This window comes from Enterobacter sp. MGH120, assembly GCF_001037725.1.
In the GTDB taxonomy this organism is placed as follows: Bacteria; Pseudomonadota; Gammaproteobacteria; order Enterobacterales; family Enterobacteriaceae; genus Enterobacter; species Enterobacter hormaechei_C.
The window spans coordinates 415,014-437,662 of the sequence record NZ_KQ089940.1 but is presented as its reverse complement, the minus strand read 5'-3'; the positions used below and the strand labels follow the sequence as shown (position 1 = coordinate 437,662).

21 protein-coding genes are annotated in these 22,649 nt (G+C 53.9%); 20 read left to right on the top strand and 1 reads right to left on the bottom strand.

Going from position 1 to position 22,649, the window contains the following annotated elements; translation table 11 throughout:
• The first annotated feature begins 206 nt into the window (after window positions 1–206).
• Both ravA and viaA read left to right on the top strand, forming a co-directional pair.
• Entirely contained in the window at window positions 207–1,703 is a 1,497-nt protein-coding gene (gene ravA, locus SK54_RS02080; RefSeq protein WP_003862389.1) for an ATPase RavA, read from the top strand.
• Window positions 1,697–3,148: an ATPase RavA stimulator ViaA gene (gene viaA, locus SK54_RS02075; RefSeq protein WP_015570153.1), complete on the top strand. Its 1,452-nt coding sequence runs from the start codon at window positions 1,697–1,699 to the stop codon at window positions 3,146–3,148. The genes ravA and viaA overlap by 7 nt, the downstream gene beginning before the upstream one ends.
• On the opposite strand, the gene asnA is transcribed toward viaA, so the two are convergent.
• Window positions 3,149–4,141, bottom strand: a complete 993-nt coding sequence (gene asnA / locus SK54_RS02070) for an aspartate--ammonia ligase (RefSeq protein WP_003862385.1) — start codon at window positions 4,139–4,141, stop codon at window positions 3,149–3,151.
• A gap of 151 nt (window positions 4,142–4,292) precedes the next feature.
• Here asnA and asnC point away from each other — a divergent pair, with 151 nt between their 5' ends.
• The 18 genes from asnC to pstA all read left to right on the top strand — a co-directional run bounded on the left by asnC (window position 4,293) and on the right by pstA (window position 22,644).
• Window positions 4,293–4,751, top strand: a complete 459-nt coding sequence (gene asnC / locus SK54_RS02065; RefSeq protein WP_048246646.1) for a transcriptional regulator AsnC — start codon at window positions 4,293–4,295, stop codon at window positions 4,749–4,751.
• A gap of 90 nt (window positions 4,752–4,841) precedes the next feature.
• Complete coding sequence (gene mioC / locus SK54_RS02060) at window positions 4,842–5,291, top strand: FMN-binding protein MioC (protein WP_003862381.1); 450 nt, start codon at window positions 4,842–4,844, stop codon at window positions 5,289–5,291.
• Window positions 5,292–5,665: 374 nt separating this feature from the next.
• On the top strand, window positions 5,666–7,555 hold the full coding sequence (gene mnmG / locus SK54_RS02055; RefSeq protein WP_048246644.1) for a tRNA uridine-5-carboxymethylaminomethyl(34) synthesis enzyme MnmG: 1,890 nt from the start codon (window positions 5,666–5,668) through the stop codon (window positions 7,553–7,555).
• Between the two features lie 107 nt (window positions 7,556–7,662).
• Window positions 7,663–8,286: a 16S rRNA (guanine(527)-N(7))-methyltransferase RsmG gene (rsmG, locus tag SK54_RS02050; protein ID WP_048246642.1), complete on the top strand. Its 624-nt coding sequence runs from the start codon at window positions 7,663–7,665 to the stop codon at window positions 8,284–8,286.
• Between the two features lie 615 nt (window positions 8,287–8,901).
• A complete protein-coding gene (gene atpI, locus SK54_RS02045) occupies window positions 8,902–9,282 on the top strand; it encodes a F0F1 ATP synthase subunit I (protein WP_003862375.1) in 381 nt (126 codons plus the stop codon).
• Between the two features lie 8 nt (window positions 9,283–9,290).
• Window positions 9,291–10,106, top strand: a complete 816-nt coding sequence (gene atpB / locus SK54_RS02040) for a F0F1 ATP synthase subunit A (RefSeq protein WP_003862373.1) — start codon at window positions 9,291–9,293, stop codon at window positions 10,104–10,106.
• 49 nt (window positions 10,107–10,155) lie between these two features.
• Complete coding sequence (atpE, locus tag SK54_RS02035; RefSeq protein WP_000429386.1) at window positions 10,156–10,395, top strand: F0F1 ATP synthase subunit C; 240 nt, start codon at window positions 10,156–10,158, stop codon at window positions 10,393–10,395.
• A 48-nt stretch (window positions 10,396–10,443) separates the two neighbouring features.
• Window positions 10,444–10,914 carry a F0F1 ATP synthase subunit B gene (atpF, locus tag SK54_RS02030; protein ID WP_003862370.1) on the top strand — a complete coding sequence of 157 codons (471 nt, stop codon included), beginning with the start codon at window positions 10,444–10,446 and terminating at the stop codon, window positions 10,912–10,914.
• Between the two features lie 14 nt (window positions 10,915–10,928).
• Window positions 10,929–11,462 carry a F0F1 ATP synthase subunit delta gene (atpH, locus tag SK54_RS02025; RefSeq protein WP_015570151.1) on the top strand — a complete coding sequence of 178 codons (534 nt, stop codon included), beginning with the start codon at window positions 10,929–10,931 and terminating at the stop codon, window positions 11,460–11,462.
• Window positions 11,463–11,474: 12 nt separating this feature from the next.
• Entirely contained in the window at window positions 11,475–13,016 is a 1,542-nt protein-coding gene (gene atpA / locus SK54_RS02020; RefSeq protein WP_048246639.1) for a F0F1 ATP synthase subunit alpha, read from the top strand.
• Between the two features lie 51 nt (window positions 13,017–13,067).
• Window positions 13,068–13,931, top strand: a complete 864-nt coding sequence (gene atpG / locus SK54_RS02015) for a F0F1 ATP synthase subunit gamma (protein WP_003862364.1) — start codon at window positions 13,068–13,070, stop codon at window positions 13,929–13,931.
• A 31-nt stretch (window positions 13,932–13,962) separates the two neighbouring features.
• On the top strand, window positions 13,963–15,345 hold the full coding sequence (gene atpD / locus SK54_RS02010) for a F0F1 ATP synthase subunit beta (protein ID WP_015570150.1): 1,383 nt from the start codon (window positions 13,963–13,965) through the stop codon (window positions 15,343–15,345).
• 20 nt (window positions 15,346–15,365) lie between these two features.
• Window positions 15,366–15,785 (top strand): F0F1 ATP synthase subunit epsilon, encoded by a 420-nt coding sequence (locus SK54_RS02005; RefSeq protein WP_003862360.1) that lies wholly within the window; start codon window positions 15,366–15,368, stop codon window positions 15,783–15,785.
• A gap of 138 nt (window positions 15,786–15,923) precedes the next feature.
• Entirely contained in the window at window positions 15,924–17,294 is a 1,371-nt protein-coding gene (gene glmU / locus SK54_RS02000) for a bifunctional UDP-N-acetylglucosamine diphosphorylase/glucosamine-1-phosphate N-acetyltransferase GlmU (RefSeq protein ID WP_045349583.1), read from the top strand.
• Window positions 17,295–17,519: 225 nt separating this feature from the next.
• Complete coding sequence (glmS, locus tag SK54_RS01995; protein ID WP_048246636.1) at window positions 17,520–19,349, top strand: glutamine--fructose-6-phosphate transaminase (isomerizing); 1,830 nt, start codon at window positions 17,520–17,522, stop codon at window positions 19,347–19,349.
• A gap of 277 nt (window positions 19,350–19,626) precedes the next feature.
• Window positions 19,627–20,667: a phosphate ABC transporter substrate-binding protein PstS gene (gene pstS / locus SK54_RS01990; RefSeq protein WP_017383706.1), complete on the top strand. Its 1,041-nt coding sequence runs from the start codon at window positions 19,627–19,629 to the stop codon at window positions 20,665–20,667.
• A 127-nt stretch (window positions 20,668–20,794) separates the two neighbouring features.
• A complete protein-coding gene (gene pstC / locus SK54_RS01985) occupies window positions 20,795–21,754 on the top strand; it encodes a phosphate ABC transporter permease PstC (RefSeq protein WP_015570141.1) in 960 nt (319 codons plus the stop codon).
• Window positions 21,754–22,644, top strand: a complete 891-nt coding sequence (gene pstA / locus SK54_RS01980) for a phosphate ABC transporter permease PstA (protein ID WP_003861156.1) — start codon at window positions 21,754–21,756, stop codon at window positions 22,642–22,644. The genes pstC and pstA overlap by 1 nt, the downstream gene beginning before the upstream one ends.
• The last annotated feature ends 5 nt before the right edge of the window (window positions 22,645–22,649 follow it).

The window sequence follows — 22,649 nt, the reverse complement described above, 5'->3', positions numbered from 1 at the left end:
TTGAATAACAAATGTGTGCTTAGTCCCTTGGCCCACAAAAAGCGCACAGTATGCACGATTCAATGCAAAATCGTACCCCTAAATGCAGCCGCATTAATGTAGCGCAAAGAAAATAGCGCCGCACTTCAGCCTATTACCAGGCCAGACCGAAACGTCTATACTCGCTTCAATTAGCCGCCACGACGGCGAAAGGATGCAAAACTATTATGGCTCACTCACATTTATTAGCAGAAAGAATTTCCCGCCTCAGCAGTGCGCTGGAGAAAGGCCTTTACGAGCGTAGCCACGCCATTCGCCTCTGTTTACTGGCGGCGCTGAGTGGGGAAAGCGTATTTCTGCTGGGCCCGCCGGGCATTGCCAAAAGTCTGATCGCACGCCGCCTCAAATTCGCTTTCCAGAACGCGCGCGCATTCGAGTATTTGATGACGCGCTTCTCCACGCCGGAAGAAGTTTTCGGCCCACTCTCCATTCAGGCGTTAAAAGATGAGGGACGCTATGAACGTCTGACGGCGGGCTATCTTCCGGAAGCGGAAATCGTCTTTCTTGATGAGATCTGGAAAGCCGGCCCGGCCATACTGAATACCCTGTTGACGGCAATTAACGAACGCCGCTTCCGCAACGGCGCCAGCGAAGAGAAGATCCCCATGCGCCTGCTGGTGGCCGCGTCTAACGAATTGCCCGAAGCCGACAGCAGCCTGGAAGCGCTGTATGACCGTATGCTGATCCGTCTGTGGCTGGATAAAGTCCAGGATAAATCAAACTTCCGTTCCATGCTGGTAAGCCAGCAGGATGAAAACGAAAACCCGGTGGCAGCGTCATTGCAGGTCACGGACGAGGAATACCACCAGTGGCAGGAGGAGATCGGCAAGATAAAACTGCCCGATCCCGTTTTTGAGCTGATCTTCATGCTGCGCCAGCAGCTTGATTTGCTGCCCTCCGCGCCGTACGTCTCCGATCGTCGCTGGAAAAAAGCCATTCGCCTGCTCCAGGCAAGCGCGCTGTTTAGCGGCCGCGATGCTGTCGCCCCAATCGATCTGATCCTGCTGAAAGACTGCCTGTGGCACGACGCAGAAGGGATGAATCTGATGCAGCAGCAGCTGGACGTTTTGATGACCGGACACGCGTGGGGTCAACAGTCGATGCTTAATCAACTGGGCGCGATTGCCCAACGTCGCCTTCAGCTCCAGCAGCAGCAAAGTGACAAAACCGCGCTGAAGGTGAACCGTCTTGGCGGGATGTTTGCCCGTAAACCGCACTATGAACTGCCCGCCGGGCTGACTGACGCCTCGCTCACGCTTCTTCTTCAGCAACCGCTGAAGCTTCATGATATGCAGGTTGTGCACGTGACGATCGAACGCGTTGCGCTGGTTCAGTGGCTGGATAAAGGCGGTGAGATCCGCGGTAAACTCAACGGTATCGGCTTTGCACAGCCGCTGTCGATGGAAGTCGACAGCAGCCAGCACCTAGTGATCCGTGACGTCAGCCTTCAGGGATCGCGCCTGGCGCTGCCGGGCACGGCCTCCGATACTGTTCCGGAGGAGATCAAACAGCAGCTCGACGCGCTGGATAACGAATGGCATCAGCAGCACACGCGCTTCAGCGAGCAGCAGAAATGCCTCTTTATCCATAGCGACTGGTTAGGTCGCATTGAAGCCAGCTTGCAGGATGTCAGCGCGCAGATCAAACAGGCGCGTCAATGCTAACGCTGGACACGCTTAACGTCATGCTGGCGGTTAGCGAGGAAGGGTTGATCGAAGAGGTCGTCATTACCCTGCTCGCTTCACCGCAGCTGGCGGCCTTCTTTGAAAAATTCCCGAAGCTCCGAAAAGCAATGACGGACGATCTGCCCCGCTGGCGCGATAACCTGCGACAGCGGTTTAAGGAGACGGAAGTCCCGCCGGAACTGACAGAGGAAGTGGCTGGTTACCAGCAGTGCCAGCGGCTTTCAACACCGCAGTTTATTGCCCAGCTACAGCAAACCCTGACGCTGCTTGATAACGTTCACTCCCCGTTTGCCAGCCAGGCCAGAGCGCTGGTCACTGACAACCCCAGCTTTACTCCCGCCCTGCATACGCTGTTTTTACAGCGCTGGCGTCTGAGCCTTGTGGTCCAGGCCACGGCCCTTAATCAGCAGTTGCTGGACGAAGAGCGCGAACAGTTGCTCAGTGAAGTCCAGGAGCGAATGACCCTGAGCGGCCAGTTAGAACAGGTGCTGGTGGAGAATGAAAACGCCGCCGGTCGACTCTGGGATATGAGTGCCGGCCAGTTAAAGCGGGGCGATTATCAGCTGATCGTGAAGTACGGCGACTTTCTGGCACAACAGCCGGAGCTGATGAAGCTCGCAGAACAGCTCGGCCGCTCCCGGGAGGCCCGGTCGGTCCCAAAGAAAGATGCGCCGATGGAGACCTTCCGTACGCTGGTACGCGAACCCTCCACCGTACCGGAGCAGGTGGACGGGCTACAGCAAAGCGATGACATCCTGCGCCTGCTGCCTACGGAACTCAGCACGCTGGGCATGACCGAACTGGAGTATGAGTTTTATCGTCGGCTGGTGGAAAAACAGCTCATTACCTATCGACTGCATGGCGAAGCCTGGCGCGAGAAGATCAGCCAGCGTCCGGTGGTACACCAGGATTTTGATGAGCAACCGCGCGGCCCATTCATTGTTTGCGTCGATACGTCTGGATCGATGGGGGGCTTTAATGAACAGTGTGCAAAAGCGTTCTGCCTGGCTCTGATGCGCGTGGCGCTTGCCGATCGTCGTCGCTGCTACATCATGCTCTTTTCCAGCGAAGTTGTTGGGTATGAACTGACCAGCCCACAGGGGCTGGAGCAGGCGATCCGCTTTTTAAGCCAGCGCTTTCGCGGCGGCACCGATCTGGCCAGCTGTTTTCGCAGCATCATTGAGCGCATGCAGGGCGGAGACTGGTACGACGCGGATGCGGTGGTGATTTCCGATTTTATCGCCCAGCGGCTGCCGGACGACGTCGTGAATAAAGTGAAGGAGATGCAGCGCGTGCACCAGCACCGTTTCCATGCCGTGGCGATGTCTGCACATGGAAAACCCGGCATCATGCGCATCTTCGATCACATCTGGCGCTTTGATACCGGGTTGCGTAGCCGCCTGCTCAGACGCTGGCGACGTTAATTAAAGAAGAGAACCGACGCTCTCACGTACCTGCTGCGGCCAGACCCCACACTGTACCTGACCAATGTGAGAGAGTTGCAGCAGCAGCATGGTCAGACGAGACTGGCCAATCCCACCGCCGATGGTCTGCGGCATTTCACCGCGCAGCAGTGCCTGGTGCCACTCCAGTTGCAGACGATCTTCATCACCGGTCACGGCCAGCTGACGCTTCAGTGCTTCAGCATCCACGCGGATCCCCATCGAAGAGAGTTCAAACGCATCTTCCAGAACCGGGTTCCAGACCAGAATATCGCCGTTCAGACCGGCATATTCGCTTTCGCCCACGGTGCTCCAGTCATCGTAATCCGGCGCACGGACGTCGTGACGTTTACCATCAGACAATTTCCCGCCAATGCCGATAAGGAATACCGCGCCCAGCTCTTTGGCGATCGCGCGTTCACGGCCTTTGGCATCCAGATCCGGGAAACGGCTCAGCAATTCCTGACTGTGAACAAAGTGGATCGTTTCCGGCAGGAACGGTGCCAGACCAAACTCTTTGCTCACGGCCGCTTCGGTTGCTTTGATCCCGGCGTAGATCGCCTCAACAGTGGATTTCAGCGTACCGACGTGACGCTCGCCATCTCCCATCACGCGCTCCCAGTCCCACTGGTCAACGTAGACAGAGTGAATCGGGGAAAGGCGGTCTTCATCGGGGCGAAGGGCTTTCATGTGCGTGTAAAGCCCTTCGCCCGCGCTGAAGTCGTGTTGTCCCAGGGTTTGACGCTTCCACTTCGCCAGGGAATGAACCACTTCGAACTGGGCGTCTGGCAGTGTTTTCACTTTTACCTGTACCGCTTTTTCGCAACCAGACAAGTTATCCTGCGTCCCGTCACCCACGCGGCTCAGAATCGGCGCCTGAACTTCAATAAGGCCAAGCTTCTCTTCCAGCTGGCGGGAAAAATGGGATTTTACGAAACTGATCTGGCGTTGTTTTGCGATGTAAGCGGTTTTCATTATTTATACTCCTGCGTCCTGTTGATACTGATTAAGCAACAGAACAGGCGCTTAATTCAATAACCCATCAACAAAAAGCCGCCTTCACTTTTGATTCGTTAAAATAAGACGCTAGAATAGAGGGAATCATTAATCTTCATAAGAAAAACCTATGGAAAATTATCAGATCGACAATCTGGACCGCGGCATTCTGGAAGCGCTAATGGCCAACGCACGCACCGCGTATGCCGAACTGGCGAAACAATTTGGCGTCAGCCCGGGGACCATTCACGTTCGCGTCGAGAAAATGAAGCAGGCCGGGATCATCACCGGCGCACGCATTGATGTCAGCCCGAAGCAACTTGGCTACGACGTCTGCTGCTTCATTGGCATTATTCTGAAAAGCGCCAAAGATTACCCCTCCGCGCTGGAGAAACTGAACGCGCTGGATGAAGTCACCGAGGCGTACTACACCACCGGGCACTACAGTATCTTTATAAAGGTGATGTGCCGATCCATTGACGCCCTCCAGCAGGTACTTATCAACAAGATCCAAACAATCGATGAAATTCAGTCCACTGAAACCCTGATCTCCCTGCAAAACCCGATCATGCGTACTATCCGCCTGTGATCGGGCAATTTCATTCCCACATTTTCCACAGGTAGATCCCAGCTCGTTCACAGCGTACAATGGCCGCCTCTTTATCTGAGCGAGCGATCAATGGCGGACATTACTCTTATCAGCGGCAGCACCCTTGGCGGTGCGGAATATGTAGCGGAACATCTGGCTGAGAAGCTGGAAGATGCGGGCTTTTCTACACAAACGCTGCACGGACCGCTGCTGGAAGATCTCCCGACTGACGGGGTCTGGCTGCTGATCACCTCCACGCACGGCGCGGGCGATCTGCCGGATAACCTGCAACCTTTATATGACGAACTGCTTGAACAACAGCCCGATCTGTCAAACGTCCGGTTTGGCGCTGTGGGGATCGGCAGCCGTGAATATGACACTTTCTGTGGCGCCATAGAGAAAGTAGAAGCTGCGGTGACCGCCTGCGGAGCAAAACAGCTGGGTGAAACGCTGAAGATCAACATCCTCGATCATGACATTCCCGAAGATCCAGCCGAGATCTGGCTCGCGGAGTGGAAAAATTTACTCAAAAACGATTAAAGATCGTGCGATCAGATGTGGATAACTCTGGTTAAAAGCTCGTATTAAGCCGTAGTTATCCAAAGAACAACGTTGGTTTAGTTTTTGACCTGTGTATAAAGTGGCGATCTGATCCCAGCTTATACGGTCCAGGATCACCGATCATTCACAGCAAACGATCCTTCCTAACTGCATGATCTTATTTATGGGATCGGACTTATCCACAGAGGTCTGCGATCCTAATAAGAGATCACAATAGAACAGATCTCTAAATAAAAAGATCTTCTTTTTAATAGCCCAGGATCCCAATGCTTTCTCGAAAGACTAAAGTTGAGTAGAATCCACGGCCCGGGCTTCAATCCATTTTCATACCGCTTTACGCGAGGCAGACCACCATGTTTTATCAGGATCCTTTTGACGTCATCATCATTGGCGGGGGTCACGCAGGCACTGAGGCCGCAATGGCCGCAGCGCGAATGGGTCAGCAGACCCTGCTTTTGACACACAATATCGACACGCTGGGACAAATGTCCTGTAATCCGGCGATTGGCGGCATTGGGAAAGGACACCTGGTAAAAGAAGTGGATGCACTTGGCGGCCTGATGGCGAAAGCGATCGATCATGCAGGCATCCAGTTTAGGATACTAAACGCGAGTAAAGGGCCTGCTGTTCGTGCGACCCGCGCACAGGCAGACCGCGTGCTTTACCGTCAGGCTGTGCGCACCGCGCTGGAGAACCAGCCGAACCTGATGATCTTCCAGCAGGCAGTTGAAGATCTTATCGTCGAGAACGATCGCGTCGTGGGTGCCGTAACCCAGATGGGGCTCAAGTTCCGCGCAAAAGCGGTTGTGCTGACGGTCGGGACATTCCTGGACGGAAAAATTCATATCGGCCTGGATAACTACAGCGGTGGCCGTGCTGGCGATCCGCCGTCTATCCCACTTTCACGTCGTCTGCGTGAACTGCCGCTGCGCGTCAGCCGCCTGAAAACCGGTACACCGCCGCGTATTGACGCGCGCACCATTGATTTCAGCGTGCTGGCGCAACAGCACGGTGATAATCCGATGCCGGTGTTCTCGTTCATGGGCAATGCGGCTCAGCATCCGCAGCAGGTACCGTGCTACATCACGCATACCAACGAGAAAACCCATGACGTGATCCGCAATAACCTCGATCGCAGCCCAATGTATGCTGGCGTGATCGAAGGGATCGGCCCGCGCTACTGCCCGTCGATCGAAGACAAGGTGATGCGCTTTGCCGATCGTAACCAGCACCAGATCTTCCTGGAGCCGGAAGGGCTGACCTCAAATGAAATTTACCCGAACGGCATCTCCACCAGCCTGCCGTTCGATGTACAGATGCAAATTGTTCGCTCAATGCAGGGCATGGAGAACGCAAGAATCGTTCGCCCTGGCTACGCTATTGAGTACGATTTCTTCGATCCGCGTGACCTGAAGCCAACCCTGGAAAGCAAATTCATCCAGGGTCTGTTCTTCGCGGGCCAGATTAACGGTACTACCGGCTACGAAGAAGCCGCAGCGCAAGGTCTGCTGGCCGGTCTGAACGCCGCTCGCTTCTCTGCCGAGAAAGAGGGCTGGGCACCGGCGCGTTCTCAGGCTTACCTGGGCGTTCTGGTCGACGATCTCTGCACGCTGGGGACCAAAGAACCGTACCGCATGTTTACTTCTCGTGCGGAATATCGCCTGATGCTGCGCGAAGACAATGCCGATCTGCGTCTGACTGAGGTGGGCCGTGAATTGGGTCTGGTGGATGACGAACGCTGGGCGCGCTTCAACGAGAAGCTGGAGCGTATCGAACAGGAACGTCAGCGCCTGAAAACCACCTGGGTGAATCCGCAGGCGGAAACCGCTGCCGAAGTAAACGCTCACTTAACAGCACCGCTGTCGCGCGAAGCCAGCGGGGAAGATCTGCTGCGTCGTCCTGAAGTCACTTACGAGAATCTGGTCAAACTGACCGCGTTCGCGCCGGGCCTTGAAGACGCGGAAGCGGCTGAACAGGTCGAGATCCAGGTGAAATACGAAGGCTACATCGCGCGTCAGCAGGATGAGATCGAAAAACAGCAGCGCAACGAAAACACGCTGCTGCCGGAAATGCTGGACTATCGTCAGGTGACGGGCCTTTCCAACGAAGTGATCACTAAGCTAAACGATCACAAACCTGTGTCGATTGGCCAGGCCTCACGTATCTCCGGCGTCACACCTGCCGCGATTTCGATTCTGCTGGTGTGGCTGAAAAAGCAGGGTATGCTGCGCCGCAGCGCGTAATGCTCTGAAAATTGCCCGGTGGCGCTGCGCTTACCGGGCCTACTGAACCCGTAGGGCGGGTTAGCGAAGCGCCACCCGCCACTTAAGTTTCTCAACAGGTATCCACCGTGCTCAATAAACTCTCTCGTCTGCTGGAACAGGCAGGTATTTCGCTCACCGATCACCAGAAAAATCAGCTGGTGGCCTATGTCGATATGCTGAACAAATGGAATAAAGCGTACAACCTCACCTCCGTACGCGATCCCAACGAGATGCTGATTCGTCATATTCTCGATAGCATCGTCGTGGCGCCATATCTGAACGGGGAACGTTTTATCGACGTGGGCACCGGCCCGGGCTTGCCGGGCGTTCCGTTGTCTATTGTTCGACCGGAGAGTCAATTCACGCTGCTGGACAGCCTGGGTAAGCGCGTACGCTTTTTACGCCAGGTCCAGCATGAGCTGAAGCTGGAAAACATCATGCCCGTGCAGAGCAGGGTAGAGGAGTTCCCGGCTGAGCCACCGTTTGACGGCGTTATCAGCCGCGCATTTGCGTCACTCAATGACATGGTGAGCTGGTGCAAACACCTGCCGGCGGAGAAGGGGCGTTTTTATGCGCTGAAAGGGCAACTTCCGGGGGACGAAATCGAGCTGCTTCCGGACGGTTTTGCTGTCGAATCCATTGAGAAACTTCAGATCCCTCAGCTCGAAGGTGAGCGTCATCTGGTGATAATTAAGCCAAACACTTTTTAAAAATTAATAAAAAATGTGGAATTTGTGCTGTTCTGATCGTGTTAAAAAGCAGCACATCCCGTCTGTTTTGGCCGTTGTTAATTTAACCTTGTTGTTACCATGGGTTTTCTTATGGTTAACCTGAAGTGAGTTGTTCACTCTGAGGATAATCAACCATGAAAATATCAGCCTGCTAAAAGTGGGTAAAGGCAACAAGAATGGAATGTTAAATATTTATTAAGAATGTCAATAAAAGGTTTTTGTTGTATACGGCTCTGTTTTAAAAATAGTTGCGATTTTTTTGCTTTAATTTCATACAGATGAAATAAATCGTTTTACGTCTTTGATAAATACCACTTTATCGCAAATGTGTATTTTGTGATCTCGTGCACGCTTTATCACCAACGTTTCCGCGCTGTTTGCAGTTTTGCCTGAAGGTCGGCACTTAGGTCAAAAGTTGAAAAATAGGACTGGGGAAAAATATTTAAACATTTATTCACCTTTTCGCTACTTAATGTTTGAAATCACGGGTACGCACCGTATAATTTGACCGCTTTTTGATGCTTGACTCTGAGCCTTAAAGGACGTTTTATACGACACGCGGCATACCTCGAAGGGAGCAGGAGTAAAAACGTGATGTCTGTGTCGCTCTTGAGTAGAAACGTTGCTCGTAAGCTTCTGTTCATTCAGTTTCTGGCTGTGATAGCAAGTGGACTGCTGTTTAGCCTCAAAGACCCCTTCTGGGGCATCTCCGCCGCGTGCGGAGGTTTGGCGGTGGTTCTGCCAAACGTGTTGTTTATGATTTTTGCCTGGCGTCATCAGGCGCATACACCCGCCAAAGGCCGCGTGGCCTGGTCCTTCGCTCTCGGCGAAGTGTGTAAGGTGTTGCTGACCTTTGCTCTACTGGTGATGGCGCTGGCGGTTTTGAAAGTGGTATTCATGCCGCTGATAGCAACGTGGGTTTTGGTGCTGGTGGTACAAGTTCTGGCTCCAGCTGTAATCAATAACAAAGGGTAAAAGGCATCATGGCTTCAGAAAATATGACGCCGCAGGATTACATAGGTCACCATCTGAATAACCTTCAGCTGGACCTGCGTACATTCTCGCTGGTGGATCCACATAACCCCCCGGCCACCTTCTGGACGATCAACATCGACTCCATGTTCTTCTCGGTGGTTTTGGGTCTTCTGTTCCTGGCCATGTTCCGCAGCGTTGCTAAAAAGGCGACCAGCGGTGTTCCAGGGAAATTCCAGACGTTCATCGAGATGATCATCGGCTTCGTCCATGGCAGCGTGAAAGACATGTACCATGGTAAGAGCAAACTGATTGCTCCGCTGGCCCTGACCGTGTTCGTTTGGGTCTTCCTGATGAACCTGATGGACCTCCTGCCTATCGATTTCTTACCTTGGATCGGTGAGCACGTACTCGGCCTGCCTGCACTGCGCGTGGTTCCGTCTGCCGACGTGAACATCACCCTGTCGATGGCGCTGGGCGTATTTATCCTCATTCTGTTCTACAGCATCAAAATGAAAGGCGTAAGCGGCTTTGTGAAAGAGCTTACCTTGCAGCCGTTCAACCACTGGGCGTTTATTCCGGTCAACCTGATCCTGGAAGGCGTTAGCCTGCTGTCCAAACCTGTTTCACTGGGTCTGCGACTGTTCGGCAACATGTATGCGGGTGAGCTGATTTTCATTCTGATCGCGGGTCTTCTGCCGTGGTGGTCACAGTGGATTCTGAATGTGCCATGGGCCATTTTCCACATCCTGATCATTACGCTGCAAGCCTTTATCTTCATGGTTCTGACGATCGTCTATCTGTCGATGGCGTCTGAAGAGCACTGATTTTTTACCAACACTACTACGTTTTAATTGAAACAAACTGGAGACTGTCATGGAAAACCTGAATATGGATCTGCTGTACATGGCTGCCGCTGTGATGATGGGTCTGGCGGCTATCGGTGCTGCGATCGGTATCGGCATCCTCGGGGGCAAATTCCTGGAAGGCGCAGCGCGTCAACCTGATCTGATTCCTCTGCTGCGTACTCAGTTCTTTATCGTTATGGGTCTGGTGGATGCAATCCCAATGATCGCTGTAGGTCTGGGTCTGTACGTGATGTTTGCTGTCGCGTAGTAGTTGTTTTAAAACCCCAAGCCACAGAAATTTAAGAGGTATTGTGCTGTGAACATGAACGCAACAATCCTCGGCCAGGCCATCGCGTTTATTCTCTTTGTCTGGTTCTGCATGAAGTATGTATGGCCGCCTTTAATGGCTGCCATCGAAAAACGTCAGAAAGAAATTGCTGACGGTCTGGCTTCCGCAGAACGCGCTAAGAAAGATTTGGACCTTGCACAGGCCAACGCGACAGACCAGCTGAAAAAAGCGAAAGCTGAAGCTCAGGTAATCATTGAACAGGCTAACAAACGCCGTTCTCAGATCCTGGACGAAGCCAAAGCTGAAGCAGAACAGGAACGTACTAAGATCGTGACACAGGCTCAGGCTGAAATTGAAGCTGAGCGTAAACGTGCTCGTGAAGAACTGCGTAAGCAGGTTGCGATTCTGGCTGTTGCTGGCGCCGAGAAGATCATCGAACGTTCCGTGGATGAAGCTGCTAACAGCGACATCGTGGACAAACTTGTCGCTGAACTGTAAGGAGGGAGGGGCTGATGTCTGAATTTGTTACGGTAGCTCGCCCCTACGCCAAAGCAGCTTTTGACTTTGCTGTCGAACACCAAAATGTCGATCGCTGGCAGAATATGCTGGCGTTTGCCGCTGAGGTGACGAAAAACGAACAAATGGCCGAGTTGCTTTCTGGTGCGTTAGCGCCTGAAACTCTCGCCGCGTCGTTTATCGCCGTGTGCGGAGAGCAACTGGATGCCAACGGCCAGAACCTGATTAAGGTGATGGCGGAAAATGGTCGTCTCCGTGTGCTCCCGGATGTTCTCGAGCAGTTTGAGCACTTACGTGCCCTTAGTGAAGCTACCGCTGAAGTTGAAGTAACTTCTGCGACTGAACTGAGTAACGAACAGCTTGCGAAAATCACCGCCGCGATGGAAAAACGTCTGTCACGCAAAGTTAAGCTGAATTGCAAAATCGATAAGTCTGTAATGGCAGGCGTAATCATCCGCTCGGGTGATATGGTCATTGATGGCAGCGTACGCGGCCGTCTTGAGCGCCTTGCAGACGTCTTGCAGTCTTAAGGGGACTGGAGCATGCAACTGAATTCCACCGAAATCAGCGAACTGATCAAGCAGCGCATTGCTCAGTTCAATGTTGTGAGTGAAGCTCACAACGAAGGTACTATTGTTTCTGTAAGTGACGGTGTTATCCGCATCCACGGCCTGGCCGATTGTATGCAGGGTGAGATGATTTCCCTGCCGGGTAACCGTTACGCTATCGCACTGAACCTGGAGCGCGACTCCGTAGGTGCCGTTGTGATGGGTCCATACGCTGACCTTGCCGAAGGCATGAAGGTTAAGTGTACTGGCCGTATTCTGGAAGTACCGGTTGGCCGTGGCCTGCTGGGGCGCGTTGTTAACACCCTGGGTGCGTCAATCGACGGTAAAGGTCCGGTTGAGCACGATGGCTTCTCCCCAATCGAAGTTATCGCACCAGGCGTTATCGACCGTCAGTCCGTTGATCAGCCAGTGCAGACGGGTTATAAGTCCGTTGACGCCATGATCCCAATCGGTCGTGGTCAGCGTGAACTGATCATCGGTGACCGTCAGACCGGTAAAACCGCGATGGCTATCGACGCCATCATCAACCAGCGTGACTCCGGCATCAAATGTGTGTACGTGGCTATCGGCCAGAAAGCGTCCACCATTTCCAACGTGGTTCGTAAACTGGAAGAGCACGGCGCGCTGTCTAACACCATCGTTGTGGTAGCAACCGCGTCTGAATCTGCTGCACTGCAATACCTGGCGCCATACGCCGGTTGCGCAATGGGCGAATACTTCCGTGACCGCGGTGAAGATGCGCTGATCGTATACGATGACCTGTCTAAACAGGCCGTTGCTTATCGTCAGGTTTCCCTGCTGCTCCGTCGTCCACCAGGACGTGAAGCATTCCCGGGCGACGTATTTTACCTCCACTCTCGTCTGCTGGAGCGTGCTTCCCGCGTTAACGCGGAATACGTCGAGAACTTCACCAAAGGTGAAGTGAAGGGTAAAACAGGTTCTCTGACCGCTCTGCCGATCATTGAAACCCAGGCGGGTGACGTTTCTGCGTTCGTTCCGACCAACGTAATCTCCATTACCGATGGTCAGATCTTCCTGGAAACCAACCTGTTTAACTCCGGTATTCGTCCGGCGGTTAACCCGGGTATCTCCGTATCCCGTGTGGGTGGTGCTGCTCAGACCAAGATCATCAAGAAACTGTCCGGTGGTATCCGTACCGCGCTGGCACAGTATCGTGAACTGGCTGCGTTCTCTCAGTTCGCATCCGATCTGGACGAAGCAACCCGTAAACAGCTGAGCCACGGTCAGAAAGTGACCGAGCTGCTGAAGCAGAAACAGTACGCGCCAATGTCTGTTGCTCAGCAGGGCCTGGTACTGTTCGCGGCTGAACGCGGTTACCTCGAAGATGTGGAACTGGCGAAAATCGGTAGCTTCGAAGCCGCTCTGCTGGCTTACGTCGACCGTGATCACGCTCCGCTGATGCAAGAGATCAACCAGACCGGTGGCTATAACGACGAAATCGAAGGCAAGCTGAAAGCTATCCTCGATTCCTTCAAAGCAACCCAATCCTGGTAATCGTCCGGCGGCTTGTCTCAGGACAAGCCGTCTGGCATTGAGGAGAAGCTCATGGCCGGCGCAAAAGAGATACGTAGTAAGATCGCAAGCGTCCAGAACACGCAAAAGATCACTAAAGCGATGGAGATGGTCGCCGCTTCCAAAATGCGTAAATCGCAGGATCGCATGGCGGCCAGCCGTCCTTATGCAGAGACCATGCGCAAAGTGATTGGTCACCTTGCGAACGGTAATCTGGAATATAAGCACCCTTACCTGGAAGAACGCGACGTTAAGCGCGTGGGCTACCTGGTGGTGTCGACTGACCGTGGTCTGTGTGGCGGCTTGAACATTAACCTGTTCAAAAAACTGCTGGCGGATATGAAAGGCTGGTCCGATAAAGGCGTTCAGTGCGATCTGGCACTGATTGGCTCTAAAGGCGTCTCTTTCTTTAACTCCGTTGGCGGCAACATTGTCGCTCAGGTGACCGGTATGGGTGATAACCCGTCCCTGTCCGAACTGATCGGCCCGGTTAAAGTGATGTTGCAGGCCTACGATGAAGGCCGTCTGGACAGACTGTACGTTGTCAGCAACAAATTTATTAACACCATGTCTCAGGTGCCTACGCTCACTCAGATGCTGCCGTTACCGGCATCAGAAGATGACGAGCTGAAACAGAAAGCCTGGGATTACCTGTATGAACCCGATCCGAAACCGCTGCTGGATACCCTGCTGCGTCGTTACGTTGAATCTCAGGTTTATCAGGGCGTTGTAGAAAACCTGGCCAGCGAGCAGGCCGCACGAATGGTGGCGATGAAAGCCGCGACCGATAATGGCGGCAGCCTGATTAAAGAGCTGCAGTTGGTTTACAACAAAGCTCGTCAGGCCAGCATTACTCAGGAACTCACCGAGATCGTCTCGGGGGCCGCCGCGGTTTAACCAGGTTTACGAATTACGTAGAGGATTCAAGATGGCTACTGGAAAGATTGTCCAGGTAATCGGCGCCGTGGTGGACGTCGAGTTCCCTCAGGACGCCGTACCACGCGTGTACGACGCGCTTGAGGTACAGAATGGTAACGAGAGCCTGGTGCTGGAAGTTCAGCAGCAGCTCGGCGGCGGTATCGTGCGTACCATCGCCATGGGTTCTTCCGACGGTCTGCGTCGTGGTCTGGAAGTAAAAGACCTTGAGCACCCGATCGAAGTCCCGGTAGGTAAAGCAACACTGGGTCGTATCATGAACGTATTGGGTCAGCCAATCGACATGAAAGGCGACATCGGTGAAGAAGAGCGTTGGGCTATCCACCGCGCGGCACCTTCCTACGAAGAGCTGTCCAGCTCTCAGGAACTGCTGGAAACCGGCATCAAAGTTATCGACCTGATGTGTCCGTTCGCGAAGGGCGGTAAAGTCGGTCTGTTCGGTGGTGCGGGTGTAGGTAAAACCGTAAACATGATGGAGCTGATCCGTAACATCGCGATCGAGCACTCCGGTTACTCCGTGTTTGCGGGCGTGGGTGAACGTACTCGTGAGGGTAACGACTTCTACCACGAAATGACCGACTCCAACGTTCTGGATAAAGTATCCCTGGTTTACGGCCAGATGAACGAGCCACCAGGAAACCGTCTGCGCGTTGCGCTGACCGGCCTGACCATGGCTGAGAAGTTCCGTGACGAAGGTCGTGACGTTCTGCTGTTCGTTGATAACATCTACCGTTACACCCTGGCCGGTACTGAAGTATCTGCACTGCTGGGTCGTATGCCTTCAGCGGTAGGTTATCAGCCTACGCTTGCGGAAGAGATGGGTGTTCTTCAGGAACGTATCACCTCTACCAAAACCGGTTCTATCACCTCCGTTCAGGCGGTATACGTACCTGCGGATGACTTGACTGACCCATCCCCAGCCACCACCTTTGCTCACTTAGATGCAACCGTGGTACTGAGCCGTCAGATCGCGTCTCTGGGTATCTACCCGGCCGTTGACCCGCTGGACTCCACCAGCCGTCAGCTGGATCCACTGGTTGTTGGCCAGGAGCACTACGACACCGCGCGTGGCGTACAGTCCCTGCTGCAACGTTATCAGGAACTGAAAGACATCATCGCCATCCTGGGTATGGATGAACTGTCTGAAGAAGACAAACTGGTGGTAGCACGTGCGCGTAAGATCCAGCGCTTCCTGTCCCAGCCGTTCTTCGTTGCGGAAGTATTCACCGGTGCACCTGGTAAATACGTTTCCCTGAAAGACACCATCCGTGGCTTTAAAGGCATCATGGAAGGCGAATACGATCACCTGCCAGAGCAGGCGTTCTACATGGTTGGTTCCATCGAAGAAGCCGTGGAAAAAGCCAAAAAACTTTAACGCCTTAATCGGAGGGTGATATGGCAATGACTTACCACCTGGACGTCGTCAGCGCAGAGCAACAAATGTTCTCTGGTCTGGTCGAGAAAATCCAGGTAACGGGTAGTGAAGGTGAACTGGGTATTTTCCCGGGTCACGCACCGCTGCTCACCGCCATTAAGCCTGGTATGATCCGCATCGTTAAACAGTTCGGTCATGAAGAGTTTATCTATCTGTCCGGCGGCATTCTTGAAGTGCAGCCAGGCAGTGTGACCGTTCTGGCCGATACCGCTATACGTGGCCAGGATCTCGACGAAGCGCGAGCCCTGGAATCGAAGCGTAAGGCTGAAGAGCACATTAACAGCTCTCATGGTGACGTGGATTACGCTCAGGCGTCTGCGGAGTTGGCCAAAGCGATCGCGAAACTGCGCGTTATCGAGTTGACCAAAAAAGCGATGTAACACCGGCTTGAAAAGCACAAAAGCCAGTCTGGATCCCAGGCTGGCTTTTTTTTTCGGCCTTAATTCATGATGAAAAAGATGTAGAATTTTAAGCATCAAACGTTTTTACTTCTCACACAAACTACCGTCAGGATGCGTATGTTAAACAGTGCGATGAGCGTGGTGATCCTTGCCGCAGGCAAAGGTACCCGCATGTATTCCGATCTGCCTAAGGTGCTCCACACGCTGGCAGGAAAGCCAATGGTTCAGCATGTTATTGATGCAGCGAATGAATTAGGCGCCAGCCAGGTGCATCTGGTTTATGGACATGGCGGCGATCTGCTGAAAAAAACGCTGCGTGATGACAATCTCAACTGGGTGCTACAGGCAGAACAGTTGGGTACAGGCCATGCGATGCAGCAGGCTGCACCCTTCTTCGCTGATGATGAAGATATCCTGATGCTCTACGGCGACGTCCCGCTGATCTCCGTTGAAACCCTCACTCGCCTGCGTGAAGCCAAACCGCAGGGCGGCATCGGTTTGTTGACCGTCGTGCTGGACGATCCAACCGGCTATGGCCGCATTACGCGTGAAAACGGCAAGGTAACCGGGATTGTTGAGCATAAAGATGCCACTGACGAACAGCGCCAGATTCAGGAGATCAACACCGGCATCCTGATTGCGAACGGTGCGGATATGAAGCGCTGGCTGTCCAGACTCAACAATAACAACGCGCAGGGTGAATACTACATCACCGACATCATTGCGATGGCGTACCAGGAAGGGCGTGAGATTGCCGCCGTTCACCCGGCTCGCATCAGCGAAACGGACGGGGTAAACAACCGTCTCCAGCTTTCTCGCCTGGAGCGTATTTACCAGTCCGAGCAGGCAGAAAAGCTGTTGCTCGCGGGCGTTATGCTGCGCGATCCGGCGCGTTTCGATCTGCGTGGCACGCTGACCCACGGGCGCGACGTTGAAATAGATACTAACGTTATCCTGGAAGGTAACGTCACGTTGGGCAACCGCGTCAAAATCGGCACTGGCTGCGTGATTAAAAACAGCGTGATCGGTGACGACTGCGAAATCAGCCCGTACAGCGTGGTGGAAGATGCCCATCTTGAGGCGGCATGTACCATCGGCCCGTTTGCGCGTCTGCGCCCGGGCGCTGAGCTGCTGGAAGGCGCTCACGTAGGTAACTTTGTGGAAATGAAAAAAGCGCGTCTGGGTAAGGGCTCGAAAGCCGGTCATCTGACCTATCTGGGCGATGCGGAAATTGGCGACAACGTAAACATCGGTGCTGGAACCATCACCTGTAACTATGACGGTGCCAATAAGTTTAAAACCATCATCGGTGATGATGTGTTTGTAGGCTCCGATACCCAGCTGGTGGCGCCCGTCACCGTGGGCAAAGGCGTGACCATTGCCGCCGGGACAACCGTTACGCGCGATGTGGCCGAGAACGAGCTGGTGTTAAGCCGTGTGCCGCAGGTCAGCAAGCAGGGCTGGAAACGCCCGGTGAAGAAGAAGTAACAACAAGGCGGGTGGCGCTATGCTAACCCGCCCTACGATTGAGTAGGCCTGATAAGGCGTAGCCGACATCAGGCAAACCCGGGAGAGGAGATAAATATATATCTCCCCCCACAAGCAGTACCCATAAAAATAACCCCACTCTCTACAAGGCTCGGGGCGCCCGGAAAGGGCAAATACAGGTCAGCGACAACGCATGGCATAACGCCATAATCAGGAAATCTAACTATGTGTGGAATTGTTGGCGCAGTTGCGCAGCGTGATATTGCTGAAATCCTTCTCGAAGGTTTACGTCGTCTGGAATACCGTGGTTACGACTCAGCCGGTCTGGCTGTGGTCGATGCAGAAGGTCATATGACCCGTCTGCGTCGTCTCGGTAAAGTGCAGATGCTGGCCCAGGCTGCGGAAGAACATCCGCTGCACGGTGGCACCGGTATTGCACATACCCGCTGGGCGACCCACGGTGAGCCATCTGAAGGCAACGCACACCCGCATGTGTCTGAACACATTGTGGTGGTGCATAACGGCATTATCGAAAACCACGAACCGCTGCGTGAAGAACTGAAAGCGCGCGGCTATACCTTCGTCTCTGAAACCGACACCGAAGTGATTGCTCACCTGGTGCACTGGGAGCTGGCAAAGGGCGGTACACTGCGTGATGCGGTGCTGCGCGCTATCCCTCAGCTGCGTGGTGCTTACGGTACGGTGATCATGGATTCCCGCGACCCGTCCACGCTGCTGGCCGCGCGTTCCGGTAGTCCGATGGTGATTGGTCTGGGCATGGGTGAAAACTTTATCGCTTCCGACCAGCTGGCGCTGTTGCCGGTTACCCGTCGCTTTATCTTCCTGGAAGAGGGAGACATTGCCGAGGTGACACGTCGCAGCGTGACCGTATTCGACACGAAAGGCGAGCAGGTTAAGCGTCAGGAGATCGAATCAAACCTGCAATACGACGCGGGCGACAAAGGTGCTTACCGTCACTACATGCAGAAAGAGATCTACGAACAGCCAAACGCCATTAAAAACACCCTGGCCGGGCGCATCAGCCACGGCGAAGTGGATCTGAGTGAGCTGGGCGCCAATGCCAACGAACTGCTGGGCAAAGTCGAGCACATTCAGATCGTGGCCTGCGGTACCTCTTATAACTCCGGTATGGTCTCGCGCTACTGGTTTGAATCCCTGGCGGGCGTGCCGTGTGATGTGGAAATCGCGTCTGAGTTCCGCTACCGCAAATCTGCGGTGCGTCGTAACAGCCTGATGATCACCCTTTCTCAGTCTGGCGAAACGGCTGATACCCTGGCGGCGCTGCGTCTGTCTAAAGAGTTGGGTTACCTGGGCTCGCTGGCCATCTGTAACGTGCCGGGCTCTTCGCTGGTACGTGAATCCGATCTGGCGCTGATGACCAAAGCCGGTACTGAAATTGGCGTGGCTTCCACCAAGGCGTTTACCACTCAGTTAACCGTTCTGCTGATGCTGGTGGCGAAACTGGCGCGTCTGAAAGGTCTGGATGCCTCCGTTGAACACGACATTGTGCATGGCCTTCAGGCGCTGCCGAGCCGTATCGAGCAAATGCTGTCTCAGGACAAACGCATTGAGGCGCTGGCGGAAGATTTCTCTGACAAACATCACTCCCTGTTCCTGGGGCGTGGCGATCAGTATCCGATTGCGCTGGAAGGCGCACTGAAGCTGAAAGAGATCTCTTACATTCACGCTGAAGCTTACGCGGCAGGTGAACTGAAACATGGCCCGCTGGCGCTGATCGACGCGGATATGCCGGTTATCGTGGTGGCACCGAACAACGAACTGCTGGAAAAACTGAAATCTAACATCGAAGAAGTGCGCGCCCGTGGTGGTGTTCTGTACGTCTTTGCGGATAAAGATGCCGGTTTCGCCAGCAGCGACAACATGCACATCATCGAGATGCCGCATGTGGAAGAGGTGATTGCGCCGATCTTCTATACCGTTCCGCTGCAACTGCTGGCTTATCACGTCGCGCTGATCAAAGGCACCGACGTTGATCAGCCGCGAAATCTGGCGAAGTCTGTTACCGTAGAATAACTCCTTCAGACTCCACCTTCGGGTGGAGTTTTTTTTATGACAACCTGTCATTTTCAGCTATTTTTTCAGTGTCACATAAAGAAAATATTACTGAAATCCTGCCGTCACGTTCCCATTTAAGTGGATGAGAATTAAAGATCTTTTTGGTTTTCTTTAAGTGAAACTTTCTTTGTCATAAAACTGTCATATTTCGTACATTTATCTGTCACCTGTTTGTCCTATTTTGCTCATCGTAGCCACTTAAACAATGATTTACGAAATCCTTGCAGGAGACATTATGAAAGTTATGCGTACCACTGTCGCAACTGTTGTCGCCGCGACCTTATCGATGAGCGCTTTCTCTGCCTTTGCAGCAGCAAGCCTGACTGGCGCTGGTGCAACCTTCCCTGCGCCGGTGTATGCCAAATGGGCGGATACCTACCAGAAAGAGACCGGTAACAAGGTCAACTATCAGGGTATCGGCTCCTCCGGTGGCGTAAAACAAATTACCGCGAATACCGTTGATTTCGGCGCATCCGACGCTCCGCTGTCTGATGAGAAACTGAATCAGGAAGGCCTGTTCCAGTTCCCGACCGTGATCGGCGGCGTTGTGCTGGCTGTTAACATCCCTGGCCTGAAATCAGGCGAGCTGGTGCTGGACGGCAAAACCCTGGGTGACATCTACCTGGGCAAAATCAAAAAATGGGATGACGAAGCCATCACTAAGCTGAACCCGGGCGTTAAGCTGCCTTCGCAGAATATCGCGGTGGTTCGTCGTGCTGACGGCTCTGGTACCTCTTTCGTGTTCACCAGCTACCTGGCGAAAGTGAACGAAGAGTGGAAATCTAAAGTCGGTTCCGGCTCTACCGTTAACTGGCCAACCGGTCTGGGCGGTAAAGGCAACGACGGTATCGCAGCCTTCGTACAGCGTCTGCCAGGCTCCATCGGTTACGTAGAATACGCTTACGCTAAGCAGAACAACCTGGCTTACACCAAACTGGTTTCTGCCGACGGCAAACCGGTTAGCCCGACCGAAGAGAACTTCGCCAACGCCGCGAAAGGCGCTGACTGGAGCAAATCCTTCGCGCAGGACCTGACCAACCAGAAAGGCGACGATGCATGGCCTATCACGTCTACCACCTTCATTCTGGTCCACAAAGAGCAGAAGAAGCCTGAGCAGGGTGCTGAAGTGCTGAAGTTCTTCGACTGGGCATACAAAAATGGCGGCAAACAGGCTAACGATCTGGATTACGCCAGCCTGCCAGACAGCGTGGTTGAGCAGATCCGTGCTGCATGGAAAACCAACGTGAAAGACAGCAGCGGTAAAGCGCTGTACTAACAGGATATATTTAACGAAGATGGCGGGTGGCGCGCAGCGATCCCGCCCTACGGTTCATCCTGTAGGCCCGGTAAGCGTCAGCGCCACCGGGCATATTCGTAAGACGTCTCATAAAGAAGAGTAATTTATGGCTGCAACCAAGCCTGCATTTAACCCTCCGGGTAAAAAAGGTGACATGATTTTCAGCGCGCTGGTGAAACTGGCTGCGCTGATTGTGCTATTGCTGCTGGGCGGCATTATCGTGTCCCTGATTTTCTCCTCCTGGCCGAGCATTCAAAAATTTGGTTTCGCCTTCCTGTGGACCAAAGAGTGGGATGCGCCGAACGATATTTACGGTGCGCTGGTGCCGATTTACGGCACGCTGGTGACCTCTTTTATCGCCCTGCTGATTGCGGTTCCGGTGAGCTTTGGTATTGCCCTGTTCCTGACGGAACTGGCGCCAGGCTGGCTGCGACGTCCGCTGGGTATCGCCATTGAACTGCTGGCGGCCATCCCAAGTATCGTTTACGGCATGTGGGGCCTGTTTATCTTCGCGCCGCTGTTTGCGACGTACTTCCAGGAGCCGGTCGGTAACGTTCTCTCTGCCATTCCGTTTGTGGGAGCGCTGTTCTCCGGCCCGGCATTCGGTATCGGTATTCTGGCGGCAGGTGTGATCCTCGCCATCATGATTATTCCGTACATTGCGGCGGTCATGCGCGATGTCTTCGAACAAACCCCGGTGATGATGAAAGAGTCGGCCTACGGCATCGGCTGCACCACCTGGGAAGTTATCTGGCGCATCGTCCTTCCGTTCACCAAAAATGGGGTGATTGGCGGCATTATGCTGGGCTTAGGCCGCGCGCTGGGTGAAACCATGGCGGTCACCTTTATCATCGGCAACACCTACCAGCTCGACAGCGCCTCGCTCTATATGCCGGGGAACAGTATTACCTCTGCGCTGGCGAACGAATTTGCCGAAGCGGAATCCGGGCTGCACGTCGCGGCGCTGATGGAACTGGGTCTGATCCTGTTTGTTATCACCTTTATTGTGCTGGCTATCTCCAAGCTGATGATTATGCGTCTGGCTAAAAACGAGGGGGCACGCTAATGGCGACTCTCGACATGCAAAACACCGCTCAGCTTGCGGAATCCCGTCGCAAAATGCAGTCAAAGCGCCGGATTAAAAACCGCATTGCGTTGACGCTTTCCATGGCAACGATGGCGTTCGGCCTGTTCTGGCTGATCTGGATCCTGATGTCCACCATCACCCGGGGTATTGATGGAATGTCCCTGGCGCTGTTCACCGAGATGACGCCGCCGCCGAACACGGCGGGTGGTGGTCTGGCAAACGCTCTGGCGGGCAGCGGCCTGTTGATCCTGTGGGCGACCGTTTTCGGTACGCCGTTGGGCATCATGGCGGGTATCTATCTGGCGGAATATGGCCGCAAGTCCTGGATCGCTGAAGTCATCCGCTTCATTAACGACATTCTGCTTTCTGCCCCGTCGATTGTCGTGGGTCTGTTTGTTTACACCATCGTGGTGGCGCAAATGGAACACTTCTCCGGCTGGGCGGGTGTGATTGCGCTGGCGCTGTTGCAGGTGCCTATCGTTATTCGTACCACTGAAAACATGCTGAAACTGGTGCCGGACAGCCTGCGTGAAGCGGCTTACGCGCTGGGTACGCCTAAATGGAAGATGATTTCGGCTATCACCCTGAAAGCGTCCGTCTCGGGGATCATGACCGGTATCCTGCTGGCTATCGCCCGTATCGCCGGTGAAACCGCACCGCTGCTGTTTACCGCCCTCTCCAATCAGTTCTGGAGCACGGACATGATGCAGCCGATCGCCAACCTGCCGGTGACGATCTTTAAATTTGCGATGAGCCCATTCGCGGAATGGCAGCAGCTGGCCTGGGCCGGGGTGCTGATCATCACCCTTTGCGTACTGTTGCTGAACATTCTGGCGCGCGTCATTTTCGCGAAGAAGAAACACGGTTAAATTTT